Origin of the sequence: Stenotrophomonas sp. LC732, from assembly GCF_052446685.1 — a bacterium.
GTDB classification, from domain to species: domain Bacteria; phylum Pseudomonadota; class Gammaproteobacteria; order Xanthomonadales; family Xanthomonadaceae; genus Stenotrophomonas; species Stenotrophomonas muris.
The window spans coordinates 189,323-205,349 of the sequence record NZ_CP199214.1; the positions used below are offsets into that span (position 1 = coordinate 189,323).

Consider the following 16,027-nt stretch of genomic DNA (forward strand, 5'->3'; position numbering starts at 1 on the left):
GGCCCGAACGTCTGGCGGCATGCAGATGGGTTAGTGCCGGCACACAGTCGCGCTCAGGGAGAGGCGCGCGAGCTACATCGATGGTGCCGAAGCCCGATGCTGCTCCTGCGCATGCTGCATTTCTGCCGACCTCTCACGCGCTTGGCGCTCACCAATCGCCTCAACTTGGTTCAAGCTCTCCTGCACTGGCCGCTGGGCGGCCTCCGCAGTCGCAGTGTGAGTGCGAAGGGAAGCAGGGTCGGACATCGCACCCTGCACCACAAAGATGTTATGTGCGGCGGGGGAGGCATCTGTCTGTCTGCTCAGCACAACATGGTCCGCGCGGGTGATTCCGGCATCCTTGGCTGCGGCCAGCAGACTGGTAGACATACGCTCGCTGGTGTCATCGAAAGTTCGGCCGTTGGCCTTGTCCAGTGCTTCCACCTTGCTCCGAATCTGGTCCAGCAGCGCCTGATCTGCTGGACTGAGCGAGTGGGTGGGCGAGGACTGCATATCTGCAACGCTCTGCGTCGGTGGCGAAATGGTGTGTGCGCTGCCGGTGTTCTTCAGCTCCACCCAGCCCAACCCGCCCTTTCCGAAGTCGCCAACAGGCAGGATCTTTGCGCTGCCAAAGTCGAGGCCATTGCGCTCAAGCTGCTTCGGCTCCAGACCAAGCTCATGCAGGTCGATGCGGATGGCCGGGGGTTGGCGACCTTCAGCCAGGAAGGCATGGCTCGTCCCGATCACTGATAGCGGATAGGTACCGTAGTAGTTGCGGTAGTCGGAATCGCCGTGCCGGCCCAGCGTGCCAGTGCCGTCATAGAAGCACTGCTCGACGGCCTTGGTGAGCTGGACGCTCTCATTGTTGGGGCGCTTGGCAAGCGCATCATACGAAATGCCATCCGCCAAGCTCCTGGTTGCACCCTCCGCTCGAATGCAACGGGAGAGCGAGCGGGACGCAAGCATTGCCTCCAGTCCGTTGTCATCCAAGGTTGGATTCAACGCTCTGAATCGGCTATTCAGTGCCCGCAGGCCCGAGACCTCCGCCAGTGCCTCGTCCTGTCGTCCCTTGTCCAGAAGCGTGCGCACCGGCTCGGTCAGGTTCACCGAGCCTGACCGGGAATCGTGTGAAGCGCTCAGTTCCTCGCTGTAGGTCTGCTTGAAGTCCTTGAGTGCTGCGGCGCGTTCCTTAGCCAGGATGCCGTGCATGGTCTCGTGGCCTAGCACTTCGGTAAGTCGTTCTTCAAGCCGGGCGCCGGTTACGCTCTGGAAATTGGAGGCGCTGATGAAGATCGTTGGAGGGTTTCCATCCGCCCCCTCCTGGAAGTGGCCGCCATTGTGATGTCCGTAGGACACGGCAATCCGGCCGATCTGGCCGCTGGTGGCTGCGTTTGCCAGAAGGTGATTGAGGTAGGGGGAGCCTGCAATGCTGCGTCGGATCGCATCCTCGGCACCACTGGGAAGCTGTTTGTCTGCGCGCAGATCGGCCAATAGTGGCTCGACGCTGGATTCGATTCCCTTCATTTGTCTCCTCCTCCAAACTGGACCGCGTAGACGCAGGTTCTCGCTGTATCACCTTCATCGGAACGATAGGTCAACAGGCTGGTATCCATATACTGCTTACCACCGGTGATGGGGCGCCGGTACTGCCTGATGCCCCCTCTCTGAAATGGCACTTCTCCTCCGGTCCTGTATCCGAGGGCTTCGAGGGCTCGTCCGGCACTTTCGGCTTCCCAGTAGCACACGCCATTCGGAGCATCCGTCACTGGCTGCTTGCCCAGCTGATAGAAGATCACCTCTTGGTTGGGGAACTCACGTGCCGACTCAACCGACAGATAAGACGCCCCATAGTTGTAGCCGTTCGTCGTTGCCAGGTCCTTGGCGATGTGCCTGATGCTGACCTTTTCGTCTGGCACGAGTGAGACACCGATCGCCGTGCCGAGCTTGTCCGGACTGATGTCCGCCCTTGACCTGAGCGAATCCGCGTAGGCAAGAATCCGTTTCTGCAGCTCGGCCATGGAGATGCGGGCGGGCTGCGTATCTGCGGCAGCGGCACGTTCATTGAGGGCAGACGTATCCGGCGATCGCGCACATGCAGACGTCAGAGTAAGCATGGCCGATAGTCCGGAAATTGCGCCAGCGCGAGCTAGATGCGACATCACATGACGCGGAAGCAGTAGAGGCCGCCAAGCCGAGATCGCGGGAAGCGAGGCTAGCGCCCCTTGGATTGCGGTGCCCATCGGCAAGTCCCTTGCAGTGGAGAGGTCACTATACGGGGCAGACCCCGAGTGACTCTACCGGCGGGGTATTGATCGCCCACGTTTGCTGGCTGGTTCACACATTCAGCATGTCAGCCGTGGCCCTGGCTTTGTCCTCCACCTGCCCCCCATCCCACCTATGCCATCATCCGGCCAGGACCGCAGCACCCATCAAGGCTGAACAGGCATGGAGCAGGCAACACGCTACACCGCAACGCTGTACCTGGCCGCCCCCGGCACCCCGCTGAAGAGCGGAGGCATTTCGCCGCGCGGCCACATGTACCTGCAGGTCGCTGCGGGCGACGAGGCTCACAGCTACGGCTTCGCACCACCGCGCCAGGCGCCGGGCGAAGCCCCCACCGGCGTGCAGTACGCGCAGGTGCGCCACGATGATGCCGACGAGCACCTGGACCCGTACTACAGCCGCACCCTGGAAATCACCGAGGAGCATTACGGCTGCCTGCGTGATTTCGCCGAGGAGCCGGCCGAGTTCGAATTCGATGTGGATCGCCCGGCCACCATCAACCGTTGCAGCGATTTCGTCTGGGCGGCCCTGCACTACGCCGGCCTGCATTCGCTGCCGGCGCCGCTGGATGGCGGCAGCAACCTGGGCGAGTTCGCGGTGCTGTTCAACCTGCCAGAGATCCAGTGCATTGCCGCGCCGTTCCCGGGCAGTGATCTGAATGCCGAGACCCATCATGCGATGCCCGAGCGCGAGGCCGAGCATCATCGCCAGGGCGACCGCGCCAGCGATGAGCCGCCGCCGACGCCGATTGAAGTGGCCGGCACGCTACTGGACCCTTCGCATCCGGACCATCGCCTGTTCTCGCAGCTGATCCAGAAAGTGGCCGAACTGGACGCCGCGCACGGCCGCCCGTTCGATGCGGCCAGCCAGCGCATCAGCGCCAGCCTGCTGGTGCTGGCCAAGCAGAACAATCTCTCGCGCGTGGACCACGTGCTGCTCAGCCGGCCGACAAAAAGCAGTCATGCCGCCGAGAGCATCTTCATCGTGCAGGGCGACCGCAACGACCCAGGGCACCGCCGCGCCAGCATCGCCACCGAGGTGGCGGCCAAGACCGATGTGGCAGATTCGCTGCGGTTGAAGGAGCAATGACGCGGTCACTGCGGCGGGGGCTGGTGGTACTGGCGGTGCTGGGTGCGCTGGCGGCATGCCGTGCGTCACCAGCGCCTGAGGTTGCGCCGCCCCTGCTGACGCGCGCACAGGCCGAGGCGCGCACGGTTGTGCCGTTCACGCGGGCCGTGCAGTTGCAGAAGGCCGGTCGGATTGCCGACGTCACGTTTGATTTGCCGGCAGCCCAGAAGCCGGCCATTCCGATCCTGAACATTGGGTTGCGGCTGCAGGATACCGACGCGCGACGGCTGCTGGATGCTTCGGAGAAGATCACTCTCGGACGTTTGCCAGCGCGGCTGCGCCTGGAGCGGATTGATGGCAGCGCGCCTCGTCATGTGCAGCTCTGGCAGCGTACCCGCGACGGACGCGACTCGCAGAAGATCGGGGATGATGGCGTGGTCACAGACCTGACGACGGGGAGTGTGGACATCAACAGCTTGGCCGAGGCCGGGTTGTACTCTGAAGACGTGCTCTATCGCACGCTGCAGCTGGCGCAGGTCGGAGGCATTGCACCCGGGCGCTACGTTCTGCGGGTCGACCTTGTGGAGGATCGACCCCAGCTGGACGGCCTGAACGCAGAACTGATCGTTGGCTACCAATCACTAGGAAAGTAGACATGCACAAGGACGATGCCGAACGCTACAGCGTAACCATTCATCTGGCGGCCCCCGGCACGCCGCGCTACGGCCGTGATGCCGAGGGAAACAGGTTTCTGCTGGAGCCTTCGTTCGCGGGGCACATGTTCCTGTCGCTGCGCCGTTCGGGTGAACCCTTGCCGGAGAGCATTGGTTTCACCCACGCAGGCACCAAGGACGAGCCGAACAGGGGCAAAGTCGATGACATGGACGTGTCGGTCTACGACAAGCCCCGCTTCGAGCGCACGATCGAGATCAGCAAGGCGCAGTACGACCGCATCCTCGAGTTCTCGGCAGACCCGAAGAAGCACGGCTTCGACATGGAATACGACTTCTTCTCCAACGCGTGCACCGACTTCGCATGGGGTGCCCTGAACCACGCAGGCCTGCGACCGGTCGGGCTGGCCGGGGAGATCACCAACTACGAGGGCGCCACCAAGGTCCTGGACAACATCCGCGCCGTCAACGCCATTCCGCAGCAGGTGAAGGACAGCGAGCTGGACAGGGTGCAGTGGAACCCGATGCCGAAGCAGACGTTCCGCGAGTGGATGTTCACCGAGAACGGCGAGCAGTGGCGCGGCAACAGCAGCCTCGCGGCAAGCGGCACGCCCGCAGACCCGGCGCACGAGGATCATGCCCGCCTCAACCAGATCCACCAGCAGGTGGCCGACCTCGGCGCTTTCGGTGCACGCAACGGAAATGTCAGTGCCAGCCTGCTCGCGCTGTCGAAGGAGCAGCAGTTCTCGCGCGTGGACGAAGTGGTGCTGGGCGAGCCGCGCGGTGATACCGCGCCGAAGCTGTTCATCGTGCAGGGGGACCGCAATGACCCGGCACACCAGCGCGCCAGCGTGCCGGCGGAGCTGGCAGCGCAGGCACCGGTAGAGACCTCGTTCGAAAGGGTGGCGCAGTTGCAGCAGAACCCGCCGCAGCGCGATGTGCAGCACCTGCAGGAAGAGCAGCAACTGCAACAGAGCCACGGCCCACGGATGGCATAGCCGGCGGACGCGGTTCCAAAGTCGAACGTCTACCACGCCTGCGCAGACGCACGCCACGCCCCCCACCTGCTACCATTCCCCCGCAACCCCAGCCAGCCCACCCCGCGCAGACAGATGCGGGGCGGGCCGTCGCCGTACGGCCCAGCGAGCCAGGACACCTTCCCGTGCCCATTCAAGGACGCTCGCATGTTCCGTAATCCTCTCTTCCGCTCGGCCGCCCTGGCCGTTGCCGTTTCGCTCAGCCTCGGCGTGCCCTCCGCGTTCGCCGACAACGCTCCCGCCGCCAGTGCCACCGCCGCCGTGCAGCGCCAGGCCGTGGCCAAGGGCCTGTACGAGCTGGCCTACAGCCCGAAGCAGAACGCCGTGTTCGTGGCCTCCTCCGGCGGTTTCGGCGATGACGCCGGCCCGACCCAGGTGCTGCGCCTGAATCCGGCCACGCTGGCGGTGGAAACCCGCATCCCGCTGGAGCGCAAGGCGTTCGGCGTGGTGCTGGATGACGCCCACAACCGCCTGTACGTGGGCAACACCGTGGACCTGTCGGTGACCGTGGTCGACACCGCGCAGAACAAGGCCGTCGGCACCATCCAGCTGATGGAGAAGAAGACCGGCAAGGACGGCAAGGCCGCCTACACCCATGACCTGCGCGAGCTGGTGGTCGACAGCGCGGCCAACCGCCTGTACGTGACCGGCCACAGCAGCCAGCCGGACGTGAGCAGCGTGCTGTTCGTGATCGATACGAACACGCTGAAGGTGATCAACACCATCGATGGCCTGGGCAATGCCAAGGCACCGGGCCTGGCGCTGGATGTGGCCAACAAGCGCGTCTATACCAGCAACCTGCTGGCCGAGCTGGTGGTGGTGGGCACCGACTCGAACAAGGTGGTGGCGCAGCACAGGATCGCTGCCGAGCAGCCGATGAACATCGCGCTGGACCCGGCCGGCAAGCGCCTGTTCGTGACCGACCAGGGCTCGGAATTCCTGCGTGGCTACCAGGCCAAGAGCAGCGGCCTGGTCAGCAAGCATCCGGGCCAGCGCGTGCTGGTGCTCGACCGCAGCACCGGCAAGGAACTGGCCAGCATCCCGACCGATGCCGGCCCGCTGGGCATCCTGCTGGATGCACCGCGCAAGCGCCTGTACGTGACCAACCGCGAAGCCGGTACCGTGACCGCCTACAACAGTGACAGCTACCAGAAGGTGGCCACCTACACCGTGCCGACCCACCCGAACAGCCTGGCGCTGGATGCGAAGAACAATGTGCTGTTCGTGAGCATCAAGAACGGCGAGAAGGATGACAAGGGCGCTGACGAGAGCGTGGCGCGCATCCAGCTGTAAGGCGCTGACGCAAGGCCCCGCGCCGTCGCGCGTCGCATGAGGAAGGCAGGGCGCAGGCTCTGCCTTCTTCTTTGCCCGGTTGCAGTGCAAGAGGCTGCCCGCTAGGGTTGAAGCCCATGGCAGGGAGCCAAAGGATCTGAATCATGCTGGCTATCCGCCGCTGGCTGCGCGTCGGCCTGGTCTTCACGCTGGTGGGTGCACTCGGCGCCTGCAGCCGCATACCGGATGCACCGGAGCCGCTGGATCTGGTCAAGCCGATCAACGTGACCCAGTCTGGCCAAGCGGTGCGGTTCGAGTTCGAGACGAATGCCCGCAACTTCCACCCGGGTCGCACGTATGCGCTGGAGCTGGAGTTGCAGCGCCAAGAGACGCGAAAGCCCGACGAGCCTGACGTGGGCACAATGCGGATCCCGTTCGAGGTGATCCTGCAGCAATGGCGTGCTGATGCCTGGAAGGATGTTCCCACCTACGACAGCCATCAAGCCGGGGTGCTCAATGCCGGTGAGCAGCTTCCGGAATGGCATGAATCCGGCGAATGGCGGTATACGTCGCCGCACATGGGCAGTGATGGCCAGTACACGCTGAGCCTGGTTGCTCTGCCAGTGGAAATTGACTCCCGCTACCGCGTGGACGTGCGCACGGTGCAGAGGACCGAGGCACTGCAGGATTACTCGGCCCGTTTGCGGATCCATGCCGCCCGTCCCGCCGGAAAGTAATCAATCGCCTGGTTGCGGCGCCACTGGTCGCTCGCCAGGATAGGTACTTCATGGCAGGACGCCAAAGGGTCTTCATCATGCTGGGTATCCACCGCTGGCTGCGCGCCGGCCTGATCTTCACGCTGGTGGGTGCACTCGGCGCCTGCAGCAGCCGCATACCGGATGCACCGGAGCCGCTGGATCTGGTCAAGCCGATCAACCTTGCCGAGCCAGGCCAGACGGTGCGGTTCGAGTTCGAGACGAATGCCCGCAGTTTCTACCCGGGTCGACCCTACGTGCTGGATCTTGAGGTGCAGCGACATGGACCCGGGCCTGACAGTGGGCCTGACATGGACACTGTTCATGTCCCCTTCCAGCTGTCCCTGCAGCGCTGGGTCGCAGGTGCCTGGCAGGACGTTGCAACGTCTGATGTCCATCAGGCAAGGGCGCGCAGTCTGGGTCAGCCGCTCCCCGAATGGCATGCATCGGCAGACTGGCGCTACGCGCAGCAGGTATCGATGGACGCCAGCCGATACAGGTTGAGCATCGTCACCCTGCCGATGGAAACCGATGCCCGCTACCGCCTCGATGTGCGCACGGTGCAGCCCACCCTCTTGCTCCAGCATTACCCGGCACAGCTGCGGGTCCACGCGGACCCTCTGTCGGGAAAATGATCAGAGACTTGCGCCGCTCCGCCAACAACGCTGGAGGCGGCTCAGCCCAGACGGTGTGCCGGGTTCTGCTGCTGCTCCTGCTCACGGGCCTGCTGTTCGGGCACTAACCCCACGGCCGACTGCTGCGGGGCCAACCCCAATTTCTGCATCGACTGCTCCACCGGCGTCTGTATCGCCACAGCGGTCGGCATCATCGCGCGCAGGTGCGCCGGATTGGCCGGGTCGCCCTGCACCACGAAGACGTTGTGCCCGGCCGGGTGCTGGGCCGTGGCGTTGCTGACCAGCACATGGTCGACCTGCTGCAGGCCCTGCTCGCGGGCGAGCACGGTCAGGCTGGCGGTCAGGCGCTCGCTGGTCTGGTCGAACGGACGGCCATGCTGGGCGTCCAGTGCGGCCACGCCCTGACGGATCTGCTGGTTGAGGCCGTAGTCGGGGTGGTTGGGGGTGATCTCTGCCATGGCGATCGAACGGTAGCGGTGGGTCGGGGTGAACCCCGCCAGTATAGATCCGGCCGGTGAAGGGCGCCGGAAAGGTCAGTCCGCCGGCCGGTGGTCATAGCTGATCACCCGTTCGGCCAGCCAGTGCCCGTCCACGCGGCGCCAGACCTGGATGAAACGGGCCTGGCCGACCCAGCGTTCCACACCGTCCTTGCCGCGCTCGTGGAAGCGGTGGTCGCCGATTTCCAGCGCCCGCTCGTCGTGCAGCGGGAACACCTGCAGCGAGGAGTCCACCAGCTCGCGGCGCAGGCGCCAGCCGCCCTTGCGCGCGTTGTCGCACAGGTTGGCTACGCTGCGGCGGAAATCCTCGCGGTTGCTGGCCGACTTGCCGTCCTTGTCATGGAAGAACTCCATGTCTTCGGTGGTCATCGCGGCGGCCTTGTCGGCGTCGCAGGCCTCGAAGGCCACAGCAAACAGCTGGGTATCGGCCTGGCGGATCTGTTCGCGCAGGTCATTGGCGGGCGACGGTGCGGTGGCGAGGCCGGCGGCCAGCAAGGGCAGGGTGAGCAGCAGCATGGTGGTGAGGCTCCAAGGAGGGTTCACGCAGGCTGGCATGGCGTTTGGGCCGCTGCACCCGGCTTCCGACGAAACGGCCCTGCCACGGAATGAATGCCCATACTGGCCGCCCGGTTCCAGCCTTGAGGCCGTTGCCTGTGCAGGGGATGTCATGAGCGACCGGGATTCCCTCACAGCCGCCACAGGTGACGGCCGCTAGCCTGCACTCCTCCCCTTCCACAGGAGCGCCCATGCCTGCTTCCCGCATCCGCCTGCATGTTGAAGACAGTGGTGGCGACGGCCGCCCGGTGATCCTGATCCATGGCTGGCCGTTGTCCGCCGATGCCTGGAAGACCCAGGTGGCGATCCTGCGCGATGCCCAGTATCGGGTCATCAGTTACGACCGGCGCGGCTTTGGCCGCTCTGACAAGCCGGCCGACGGCTATGACTACGACACCCTGGCGGCAGACCTGGCGGGGTTGATCGAGGAACGTGACCTGCGCGATGTCACCCTGGTCGGTTTCTCGATGGGCGGTGGCGAGGTGGCGCGCTACGTGGCCAACCACGGCCAGGATCGCCTGCACAGTGTGGTGTTCGCTGCGGCGGTGCCGCCGTTCCTGCTGCGTAGTGACGACAATCCGGAAGGTCCGCTGACCCAGGACAAGGCCGATGAAATGCGCAGCGGATTGGAGAAGGACCGCGAGGCGTTCTTCGACGGCTTCACCCGCGACTTCTTCAGCGCCAACGGCCAGTTTATGGTGACCGAAGAGACACGCCAGTCGGCGATCGCACTGTGCCACCAATCCGACCAGACTGCGGCGCTGGGCTGCATGAAGGCGTTCGCCACGACCGATTTCCGGGATGACCTGAAGAAGATCACGGTGCCGACGCTGATCCTGCACGGCGACAGCGATGCCATCGTGCCGTTCGAGGGCTCCGGCCAGCGTACCCACAAGGCCATCAAAGGCAGCGAAGTGGTGATCCTGGAAGGCGCGCCACATGGCTGCAACACCAGCCACGCCGACCGCTTCAATCTGGCCCTGCTGAACTTCCTGAAGCGCTAAGCTGCGGCCATGCGCCAGACCAGAACCACCCCATGGAAGAAGCCCGACCCCAAGGGCCAGACGTCGCAACCGCTATCGGATGCGCAGAAGGCGGCGGCACGGCAACGTGCCGAGGAGAACGGGCGGCGCTATCCCAACCTGGTCGACAACATGTGGGCGGCGAAGCTGCCGCGTGGGTCGTGAGCGTTGTCGCCGAGCATGGCCCGGCGACAGGCCTATTTCAGTTCTATATTAACTTTGAGTCTGTGCTTTATCTGCCGTCAGTGGGCGCTGACTTGAGTCGCTAGCCTATTCCGGCGTAGCGACTGCTGCCGAGCAAGCACGAGTTGCAACTCGGGGAAGTGCCGATCGCCGCTGGGAGCTGCCACTCCATGCCGCAGGCCGGAAGCCAGAAAAATCCTCCCGGCGGATGGGGACGCTGCGCATCTCCGTCGGCGTATCGGCGATCCGACAGCCAATCAGGACCTCCGCGCCAATCCTTGAGATCACACTTACCGGCCCTGCGCTGTAAAGGCCGTTGTCGTACGTCGTGACCCGGCATTGGTCGATGATGCCGGCCTCCCGGAGGACGCCGCATCCTCTGGCGGAGAGGATGACGGTTTGGCCTTCCATGCGGCCCAGCTTGAGTGCGGCAAAGCTGAGATCGGCGATATGGTTGAAGGCACCCAGCCCCAAGAGCAGGCTGATAGCGACTACGGTGAGGCCTCCGACGCGGTTCCACGTCTTCTTTCGGCCTGACTGATAGATCACCCAGTTGATGATGGGCACCAGCAGAAGCAGTGCTGAAATGCCCAGTGGCTTGATCTGCGCCTCCGGCGGAGCCAGAAATTCGTAGAGCAACGTTGCGGTCGGAATCACGACCGCGTAGATGGACCACGCGGCAATGGTGAGAATCATTGTCCATGAGAGCCCGCAGTGGCTGAGGAAGCGTCGCCCCTTTAGGGTCTGGGCACTTGCCAGCAGAACCGCCGCCAGCACCAGCGCGACCACGACGTAGACAAGTTCGAATACCAGATGGTCCGACAGGCCGAACAGAAGCACTGCGTGGGTCAGGAACGCGAGCAGGAAGCCTGCACAGATGGCCAGCAGCGAGAGCGCCCAGACGTACCTCCTGCGTTTAGTCAGCGACTGAACTGGTAGTGACGAGCCGCAGCAACCGCACTCGCTCATTACGGCTATCCGGCGTGTTGCGTACTGACGCCGGAGCTCGGGACGCTGAGGTCTGCGGATGACCCTGGCCTCGCTCAGCAGATGGAATGCATAGCCCGGGAGGAATAGCGGGACCAAGAAATAAACCGCACCGATCACGCTGACGGCCAGCATGGAGGCACCGACGACACCGAGGTCGGTAATCGCTAGTTGCGGCACATAGTTCATTCTCACGAACTGAAGGATGAGAAGCAAAAGGCTGCCTATGCCTACGACCCAGCCGTGCTTCCTGATGAGCTTGAGTATGAATCCAATGGTCTTTGCGGGTGATTCCGACGTGCTCATCGGGAAGTCCTTTTCGGTATTGATGCCGTGGGTACCTGCTGCCGCGCTTGCAGCTCCACCGAAACATCGGCCCAAAGCAGGGCATCTTTAGCGGAAGGGTCATGGCATCGTCCGTGAAGAAGCGTTCCGCGCCCTCCGTAGCATCGCTTACGGTCGGCGCTGCTACGCTGCGATGGGCATCGTTGTCGCATCCGCCAGCCGACACGTGCGAAGCGCTTGGTTAGGATGGCTCTTTGCTGTCATGGATGAACCGATGAGCGCCGCCACTTCCCGAATCCGCCGCATCTGTGGGCAGGGGCCGATCCTGTTGATGCTCCAGTGGGTCGCGCTGCTGTCTGTGGTGCTGGCTGCCGGCTTCTTCCATTACCGCGTGGAGCTGTTGCTGGAGCCGGTGACGGTGGCCTGTGGGGGGCCGGACGCGCAGGCGCGATTGCAGGTTGCCGAACAGGTGATGGCGCGTGCGGGCGCACTGGATGACTGGCAACCCCTGGGCTGGATTCCATGGGTAGGCCTGGTGCTGGCCTTGCTGGGGGCCATGGCGGTATGCGCAAGCCGTGCGCTGTGGCTGCGCGATCGGCTGCGCACGGCGAACGTGGCGCTTATGGTGCTGCACGGTGGCGCACTGGCTTTGGCCGGATGGGTACTGCACCTGTACGAGGATGCGTGGAGTAATGTGGCGCGGCTGTCACCCACGGCGTGCCTGGTGGAGCTGGTGTCGGAGGGCGATGTACCGCTGGAGCAGGCGCAGCGCGTGGTGTTCCATATCCTGACGCGCGTGAACGCGCCACTGCTGCGCAATCCGGATGATCTGGCGCTGGTGTTGACGGTGCTGTTGTTGGCCGCGATGGCCGGCGGCGTTGCCCTGTGGCATGCGATCGCGCGGGCCCGGGCGGGCTGAGCACGCTCGGCGGCGCGCGGCAATCGCGCTACAGTCGACGCCTCGCCACTCCAGGGAAGACCCGATGCGCTTGTTGCTGCGTGCGTTGCCGTTGTTGCTGTGTTCGCTGGCGGTGCATGCCGCCGAGGTGGACCGCCGTATCGCGGTGACCATCGACGATCTGCCATGGGCACGGCTTGACCAGATCGTGCCGCCGGATCTGCAGGAACGGCATGAGGCGTTGATGGCCCAGCTGCGCGAGGCTGGCGTGCCGGTGGTGGGCTTCGTCAACGAGAACAAGCTTGAGGTTGATGGACAGGTGCAGCCGACGCGGGTACAGATGCTGCGCGACTGGCGCGATGCCGGCTATGTGCTGGGCAATCACACGTACTCGCACATGGATCTGAATGCGAAGGGCCTGGCGGCGTTCCAGCAGGATTTCCTGCGCGGCGAGACGGTGCTGCGGCCGCTGCTGGCCGAGAAGGGGCAGGCGCCGCAGTGGATGCGCCACCCTTACCTGCGTGCCGGGCGCACCGCGGATGAGCGGGTGCAGATGGATGCGTTCTTCAAGCAGCATGGCTACCGCGTGGCACCGGTGACGGTGGACAACGGTGAGTGGGTGTGGGCGTTCGCCTATGCCAACGTGATGAACGAGCAGGCGGACTCGCCCGCGCGCGCGGCGACGCTGGCGCAGCTGCGCAAGGGCTACGTGCCGTACATGCTGAACAAGCTGGACTATTACGAGAAACAATCGCAGGCGCTGCTGGGGTACGCGCTGCCGCAGGTGTGGCTGATGCACGCCAATGAGCTCAACGCGGCCACCTTCGCCGAACTGGTGGCGGCCACGAAGCGCCGCGGCTATCGCTTCATTTCGCTGGACGAGGCGATGCGTGACCCCGCGTATGCGCGGGGTGCTGAAGGCTACAACGGCCGCTATGGCCCTAGCTGGCTGCACCGCTGGGCGATGGCGGAGAACAAGCCGAAGGACTTCTACGCCGGCGAGCCCGAGGTGCCGACGTGGGTGATGAAGCTGGCCAAGGTCGATTCGGAGTAAGGCTCAGCGCTTGACGGCCAGCACGCCGTCCAGCGCCAGTTCGGCCTTGAAACCGGCCTTTTCCAGGCGCTTGGCCACTTCGCGCGGCACGTCGCGGCCGCTGGTCAGCTTGTTCGGCGCACCGGTGTAGTGGAACAGGCGGCCGCCCTTGCGGATCACGCGGGCGAGGTGGTCGTAGAACACCTGTGAGTACAGCTCGCCGGCGATGCCGAAGCGCGGCGGGTCGTGCAGGATTGCGTCGACACTGTTGCTGGCCACCTGTTCGATCTGCTGCGAGACGTCACCGTGGCTGAACTGCAGGCGGCCACCGGCGGCAGCCGAGTCCGGATCCGGCGACCACGGGTTGAGCGTGCGCAGCCACATCACATCGGCGTTCTTCTCGAACGAGCGGATCTGGCCGACACCGGCTTCCAGCGCACAGGCAGCGAAGTAGCCGAGGCCACCGCAGGTATCGAGGATGACCTTGCCGGCCGGGGCGACCAGCTCCACCTTGCGGCGTGCATCCTCGAACGGCGACAGCTTCGAGGTCGGCAGCATCTTGATGCCGTCGATCTCGAAGGTCGGTGCGCCCCATTCGGTCGGCACCAGCTTGATCAGCGAGCCGCTGTAGCGCGAGATCGGCGCGAAGTCCTCGCCATCCCAGTAGTACAGGGTGCGGTCCTTCAGCTTGCCCGGCCAGGGATAGGGCTGGCCCCGGAAGTGGAAGCCATCCGCATCCAGCGCCACGCTGTCCTGGCTGCGGCCGAGATCGAGCGAGCCCTGCCAGTCGGCGGCGCCCTTGTCACGGGCACGGCGCAGGGTATCGGCGCTGTCGCGGGTCAGCAGGGGGCCGGTGTAATGGGGCACGGCGGGTACCGGGGCGGTTCGGGGGAGGGCATGGTACCGCAGCTGTTGAAGAGCCGAGCCCGCCCTAGGCTCCACCATGCCTGCATCCACGCATGGCGTGGATCTACTGCAAACGTAGCCGGGCGTGGGCTCGGCTCTACAGTTCAATCGCACTTCACCGCATACACCGGCCCAGCCCCGATCAGCATCAGCGCCATGTAGTCGCTGTCGCTGGCCTTGCCCTTCAGCGTCGCGCCCTTGTTGAAGTGGAAGATGCCGAAGCCGCCGGACATGCGGATCAGGGCACTGTCGATCTGGTCGGCGTCGTCGCGAAAGTAGCGGCTGATCTCGCTGGACGTGGCCTTGTGCAGGGCGTTCGGTTCGCGCTGCCACTGCTCGCCACGGCTGAAGGAAACGAAGTACTGGCCGCCTTCCTTCTCGATGCGGAAGTCGGCGGGCTTGCGCGCGCCGGTGGCGAAGCAGCCCTGCAATGGGTCGGCGGAGAAGGGAAGCCGCGCATCGTCGCCGCAGGCAGTGAGCAGCAGGAGGGCACCGGGCAGCAGCAGGCGGAGCGTGCGCATGGGATGTCCCTACAGGGCAGGTGCGGCTAGTGTAGGCAGCACGCGGGCGTGGCCCGTACAGAAATTCGGCAAGGACACAGGGGTTTTCGGATGGCGCAGGGCAAGGCACCGTGGTGCGGCGTGGCCAGTTGGCTGGGGATTGCTGTGGGGTGGGGGGCAGGCACCGTGGCGGCGCAGGCGGCAGTCGCTGCCGGTGGCAATGGCATGGCCGCTGGGCTGGGCGTGGGCGTGCTGGGCGCGGCCTTGGTGGGCGGCGGCCTGGCAGTGGCCGCGCGCGTGCGTGGCGAGCGCTGGCCATGGATCGGCATCAGCGGTGCGGTGCTGAGCGCGCTGCCGCTGCTGATGTACCTGCTGCGGATGATGCTGAAGCTCTAGCGGTAGTGCCGGCCGCTGGCCGGCAACTGCAGGTGGCGTGCGGTGTTCATGGGGTTGCCGGCCAGCGGCCGGCACTACCTGGCGTGCATCACTCGCTGCGGTGGATCTCCACCGTTACATGCACCAGTTCTTCGTGGATGGCCAGCGCGTTGCGCACGGTATCGGCATCCAGCGTGGCGTCACTGGTGACCACGCTGGCGCTGACCGCGTATTTGCCACGACCGACCTGCCAGACGTGCAGGTCGGCCAGGCGTGCCGGCCACGGGCCCTGTTCGATCACTTCGCGCACTTCGGCCACCACCGGCGCGTCCATCTGCGCGTCGAGCAGGATGCGGCCGCTGTCGCGCAGCAGGCCGACCGCCCACACCGTGACCAGTACGGCGCCGACCAGGCCCATCACCGGGTCCAGCCAGGTCAGGCCGAGCAGCTTGCCGCCGAGCAGGGCGACGATGGCCAGCACCGAGGTGGCGGCGTCGGCCAGCACGTGCACGTAGGCCGAGCGCAGGTTGAGGTCGTGACCGTGCGCATGCCCGTGGTCGTGGTGTTCGTGGCCATGCCCGTGGTCATGGCCGTGGTGATGATGCGCGTGGCCCGGGCTGTCGTGCAGCCACCAGGCACACAGCAGGTTCACGCCCAGCCCGACCGCCGCGATGGCGATGGCTTCGTTGTAGTGGATCGGTGCTGGTACCCACAGCCGCTCCAGCGACTGCACGGCCATCAGCGCGGCCACGCCGAGCAGGGCGATGGCGCTGGTATAGCCGGCCAGGATCTCGATCTTCCAGGTGCCGAAGGCGAAGCGCGGGTCGTGCGCGTAGCGGCGTGCGCAGCGGTACGCAAACACCGAGAGGCCCAGCGCCAGCGCATGCGAACTCATGTGCCAGCCGTCGGCGAGCACGGCCATGGAGTTGAACCACCAGCCGCCGACGATCTCCACGACCATCATGCTGACGGTGAGCCACAGGGCGCGGCGGGTATTGCGTTCGGCCAGCGGGTTGCCGTCGTCGAAGCGGTGTTCGTGGCGACGGGCGGCGGCAAGGGCGTCCAGGTGCATGGGGGCCAGCGGTG

Annotated in this window: 19 protein-coding genes; 11 read left to right on the top strand and 8 right to left on the bottom strand. The window is 65.2% G+C overall.

Annotated features, from left to right (window positions below):
• Positions 1–72: 72 nt before the first annotated feature.
• Together ACT6SE_RS00960 and ACT6SE_RS00965 are read right to left on the bottom strand one after the other, a co-directional pair.
• Positions 73–1,503: an XVIPCD domain-containing protein gene (locus ACT6SE_RS00960; protein WP_049420877.1), complete on the bottom strand. Its 1,431-nt coding sequence runs from the start codon at positions 1,501–1,503 to the stop codon at positions 73–75.
• A complete protein-coding gene (locus ACT6SE_RS00965) occupies positions 1,500–1,997 on the bottom strand; it encodes a hypothetical protein (RefSeq protein WP_049420876.1) in 498 nt (165 codons plus the stop codon). Before ACT6SE_RS00965 ends, ACT6SE_RS00960 begins: the two co-directional genes overlap by 4 nt.
• Positions 1,998–2,424: 427 nt before the next feature.
• On the opposite strand from ACT6SE_RS00965, the gene ACT6SE_RS00970 reads away from it, so the two are divergent.
• The 6 genes from ACT6SE_RS00970 to ACT6SE_RS00995 all read left to right on the top strand — a co-directional run bounded on the left by ACT6SE_RS00970 (position 2,425) and on the right by ACT6SE_RS00995 (position 7,700).
• Entirely contained in the window at positions 2,425–3,351 is a 927-nt protein-coding gene (locus ACT6SE_RS00970; RefSeq protein ID WP_046428516.1) for an XVIPCD domain-containing protein, read from the top strand.
• Positions 3,348–3,983, top strand: coding sequence for a hypothetical protein (locus tag ACT6SE_RS00975; RefSeq protein ID WP_046428518.1), 636 nt, complete (start codon positions 3,348–3,350; stop codon positions 3,981–3,983). The genes ACT6SE_RS00970 and ACT6SE_RS00975 overlap by 4 nt, the downstream gene beginning before the upstream one ends.
• 2 nt (positions 3,984–3,985) lie before the next feature.
• Positions 3,986–4,999, top strand: coding sequence for an XVIPCD domain-containing protein (locus tag ACT6SE_RS00980; RefSeq protein WP_046428521.1), 1,014 nt, complete (start codon positions 3,986–3,988; stop codon positions 4,997–4,999).
• A gap of 186 nt (positions 5,000–5,185) precedes the next feature.
• Positions 5,186–6,331, top strand: coding sequence for a YncE family protein (locus ACT6SE_RS00985; RefSeq protein ID WP_046428527.1), 1,146 nt, complete (start codon positions 5,186–5,188; stop codon positions 6,329–6,331).
• 143 nt (positions 6,332–6,474) lie between these two features.
• Positions 6,475–7,047, top strand: a complete 573-nt coding sequence (locus ACT6SE_RS00990; RefSeq protein WP_046428530.1) for a hypothetical protein — start codon at positions 6,475–6,477, stop codon at positions 7,045–7,047.
• A 77-nt stretch (positions 7,048–7,124) separates the two neighbouring features.
• Positions 7,125–7,700, top strand: a complete 576-nt coding sequence (locus tag ACT6SE_RS00995) for a hypothetical protein (RefSeq protein WP_046428550.1) — start codon at positions 7,125–7,127, stop codon at positions 7,698–7,700.
• A 41-nt stretch (positions 7,701–7,741) separates the two neighbouring features.
• On the opposite strand, the gene ACT6SE_RS01000 is transcribed toward ACT6SE_RS00995, so the two are convergent.
• Both ACT6SE_RS01000 and ACT6SE_RS01005 read right to left on the bottom strand, forming a co-directional pair.
• Entirely contained in the window at positions 7,742–8,158 is a 417-nt protein-coding gene (locus ACT6SE_RS01000; RefSeq protein WP_046428532.1) for an XVIPCD domain-containing protein, read from the bottom strand.
• Positions 8,159–8,233: 75 nt separating this feature from the next.
• Positions 8,234–8,713 (bottom strand): nuclear transport factor 2 family protein, encoded by a 480-nt coding sequence (locus ACT6SE_RS01005; protein ID WP_046428535.1) that lies wholly within the window; start codon positions 8,711–8,713, stop codon positions 8,234–8,236.
• Positions 8,714–8,943: 230 nt separating this feature from the next.
• Here ACT6SE_RS01005 and ACT6SE_RS01010 point away from each other — a divergent pair, with 230 nt between their 5' ends.
• Together ACT6SE_RS01010 and ACT6SE_RS01015 are read left to right on the top strand one after the other, a co-directional pair.
• The gene (locus tag ACT6SE_RS01010) at positions 8,944–9,756 is read left to right on the top strand and encodes an alpha/beta fold hydrolase (RefSeq protein ID WP_046428537.1); all 813 of its coding nucleotides are present in this window, start codon (positions 8,944–8,946) and stop codon (positions 9,754–9,756) included.
• Positions 9,757–9,765: 9 nt separating this feature from the next.
• Positions 9,766–9,939 carry a hypothetical protein gene (locus ACT6SE_RS01015; protein ID WP_444811082.1) on the top strand — a complete coding sequence of 58 codons (174 nt, stop codon included), beginning with the start codon at positions 9,766–9,768 and terminating at the stop codon, positions 9,937–9,939.
• Between the two features lie 105 nt (positions 9,940–10,044).
• On the opposite strand, the gene ACT6SE_RS01020 is transcribed toward ACT6SE_RS01015, so the two are convergent.
• Positions 10,045–11,250, bottom strand: coding sequence for a hypothetical protein (locus tag ACT6SE_RS01020; protein WP_046428540.1), 1,206 nt, complete (start codon positions 11,248–11,250; stop codon positions 10,045–10,047).
• 253 nt (positions 11,251–11,503) lie between these two features.
• Between ACT6SE_RS01020 and ACT6SE_RS01025 the strand changes: the two genes are divergently transcribed.
• Positions 11,504–12,148, top strand: a complete 645-nt coding sequence (locus ACT6SE_RS01025) for a hypothetical protein (RefSeq protein WP_080342709.1) — start codon at positions 11,504–11,506, stop codon at positions 12,146–12,148.
• A 64-nt stretch (positions 12,149–12,212) separates the two neighbouring features.
• Positions 12,213–13,181 (top strand): polysaccharide deacetylase family protein, encoded by a 969-nt coding sequence (locus tag ACT6SE_RS01030; RefSeq protein WP_046428545.1) that lies wholly within the window; start codon positions 12,213–12,215, stop codon positions 13,179–13,181.
• A gap of 3 nt (positions 13,182–13,184) precedes the next feature.
• On the opposite strand, the gene ACT6SE_RS01035 is transcribed toward ACT6SE_RS01030, so the two are convergent.
• On the bottom strand, positions 13,185–14,105 hold the full coding sequence (locus tag ACT6SE_RS01035; protein WP_230548521.1) for a class I SAM-dependent methyltransferase: 921 nt from the start codon (positions 14,103–14,105) through the stop codon (positions 13,185–13,187).
• Positions 14,106–14,170: 65 nt separating this feature from the next.
• Complete coding sequence (locus ACT6SE_RS01040; protein WP_046428555.1) at positions 14,171–14,587, bottom strand: hypothetical protein; 417 nt, start codon at positions 14,585–14,587, stop codon at positions 14,171–14,173.
• Between the two features lie 90 nt (positions 14,588–14,677).
• Here ACT6SE_RS01040 and ACT6SE_RS01045 point away from each other — a divergent pair, with 90 nt between their 5' ends.
• Complete coding sequence (locus ACT6SE_RS01045) at positions 14,678–14,962, top strand: hypothetical protein (protein WP_032961769.1); 285 nt, start codon at positions 14,678–14,680, stop codon at positions 14,960–14,962.
• Positions 14,963–15,050: 88 nt separating this feature from the next.
• Here the strand turns inward: ACT6SE_RS01045 and dmeF are convergent, their stop codons facing one another.
• On the bottom strand, positions 15,051–16,013 hold the full coding sequence (gene dmeF / locus ACT6SE_RS01050) for a CDF family Co(II)/Ni(II) efflux transporter DmeF (RefSeq protein ID WP_046428557.1): 963 nt from the start codon (positions 16,011–16,013) through the stop codon (positions 15,051–15,053).
• Between the last annotated feature and the right edge of the window lie 14 nt (positions 16,014–16,027).

What these genes read in the sequence shown, in the direction of transcription:
- ACT6SE_RS00960 (WP_049420877.1), bottom strand. Translation starts at nt 1,503, where the DNA reads ATGAAGGGAATCGAATCCAGCGTCGAGCCACTATTGGCCGATCTGCGC.
- ACT6SE_RS00965 (WP_049420876.1), bottom strand. Translation starts at nt 1,997, where the DNA reads ATGGCCGAGCTGCAGAAACGGATTCTTGCCTACGCGGATTCGCTCAGG.
- ACT6SE_RS00970 (WP_046428516.1), top strand. Translation starts at nt 2,425, where the DNA reads ATGGAGCAGGCAACACGCTACACCGCAACGCTGTACCTGGCCGCCCCC.
- ACT6SE_RS00975 (WP_046428518.1), top strand. Translation starts at nt 3,348, where the DNA reads ATGACGCGGTCACTGCGGCGGGGGCTGGTGGTACTGGCGGTGCTGGGT.
- ACT6SE_RS00980 (WP_046428521.1), top strand. Translation starts at nt 3,986, where the DNA reads ATGCACAAGGACGATGCCGAACGCTACAGCGTAACCATTCATCTGGCG.
- ACT6SE_RS00985 (WP_046428527.1), top strand. Translation starts at nt 5,186, where the DNA reads ATGTTCCGTAATCCTCTCTTCCGCTCGGCCGCCCTGGCCGTTGCCGTT.
- ACT6SE_RS00990 (WP_046428530.1), top strand. Translation starts at nt 6,475, where the DNA reads ATGCTGGCTATCCGCCGCTGGCTGCGCGTCGGCCTGGTCTTCACGCTG.
- ACT6SE_RS00995 (WP_046428550.1), top strand. Translation starts at nt 7,125, where the DNA reads ATGCTGGGTATCCACCGCTGGCTGCGCGCCGGCCTGATCTTCACGCTG.
- ACT6SE_RS01000 (WP_046428532.1), bottom strand. Translation starts at nt 8,158, where the DNA reads ATGGCAGAGATCACCCCCAACCACCCCGACTACGGCCTCAACCAGCAG.
- ACT6SE_RS01005 (WP_046428535.1), bottom strand. Translation starts at nt 8,713, where the DNA reads ATGCTGCTGCTCACCCTGCCCTTGCTGGCCGCCGGCCTCGCCACCGCA.
- ACT6SE_RS01010 (WP_046428537.1), top strand. Translation starts at nt 8,944, where the DNA reads ATGCCTGCTTCCCGCATCCGCCTGCATGTTGAAGACAGTGGTGGCGAC.
- ACT6SE_RS01015 (WP_444811082.1), top strand. Translation starts at nt 9,766, where the DNA reads ATGCGCCAGACCAGAACCACCCCATGGAAGAAGCCCGACCCCAAGGGC.
- ACT6SE_RS01020 (WP_046428540.1), bottom strand. Translation starts at nt 11,250, where the DNA reads ATGAGCACGTCGGAATCACCCGCAAAGACCATTGGATTCATACTCAAG.
- ACT6SE_RS01025 (WP_080342709.1), top strand. Translation starts at nt 11,504, where the DNA reads ATGAGCGCCGCCACTTCCCGAATCCGCCGCATCTGTGGGCAGGGGCCG.
- ACT6SE_RS01030 (WP_046428545.1), top strand. Translation starts at nt 12,213, where the DNA reads ATGCGCTTGTTGCTGCGTGCGTTGCCGTTGTTGCTGTGTTCGCTGGCG.
- ACT6SE_RS01035 (WP_230548521.1), bottom strand. Translation starts at nt 14,105, where the DNA reads ATGGTGGAGCCTAGGGCGGGCTCGGCTCTTCAACAGCTGCGGTACCAT.
- ACT6SE_RS01040 (WP_046428555.1), bottom strand. Translation starts at nt 14,587, where the DNA reads ATGCGCACGCTCCGCCTGCTGCTGCCCGGTGCCCTCCTGCTGCTCACT.
- ACT6SE_RS01045 (WP_032961769.1), top strand. Translation starts at nt 14,678, where the DNA reads ATGGCGCAGGGCAAGGCACCGTGGTGCGGCGTGGCCAGTTGGCTGGGG.
- dmeF (WP_046428557.1), bottom strand. Translation starts at nt 16,013, where the DNA reads ATGCACCTGGACGCCCTTGCCGCCGCCCGTCGCCACGAACACCGCTTC.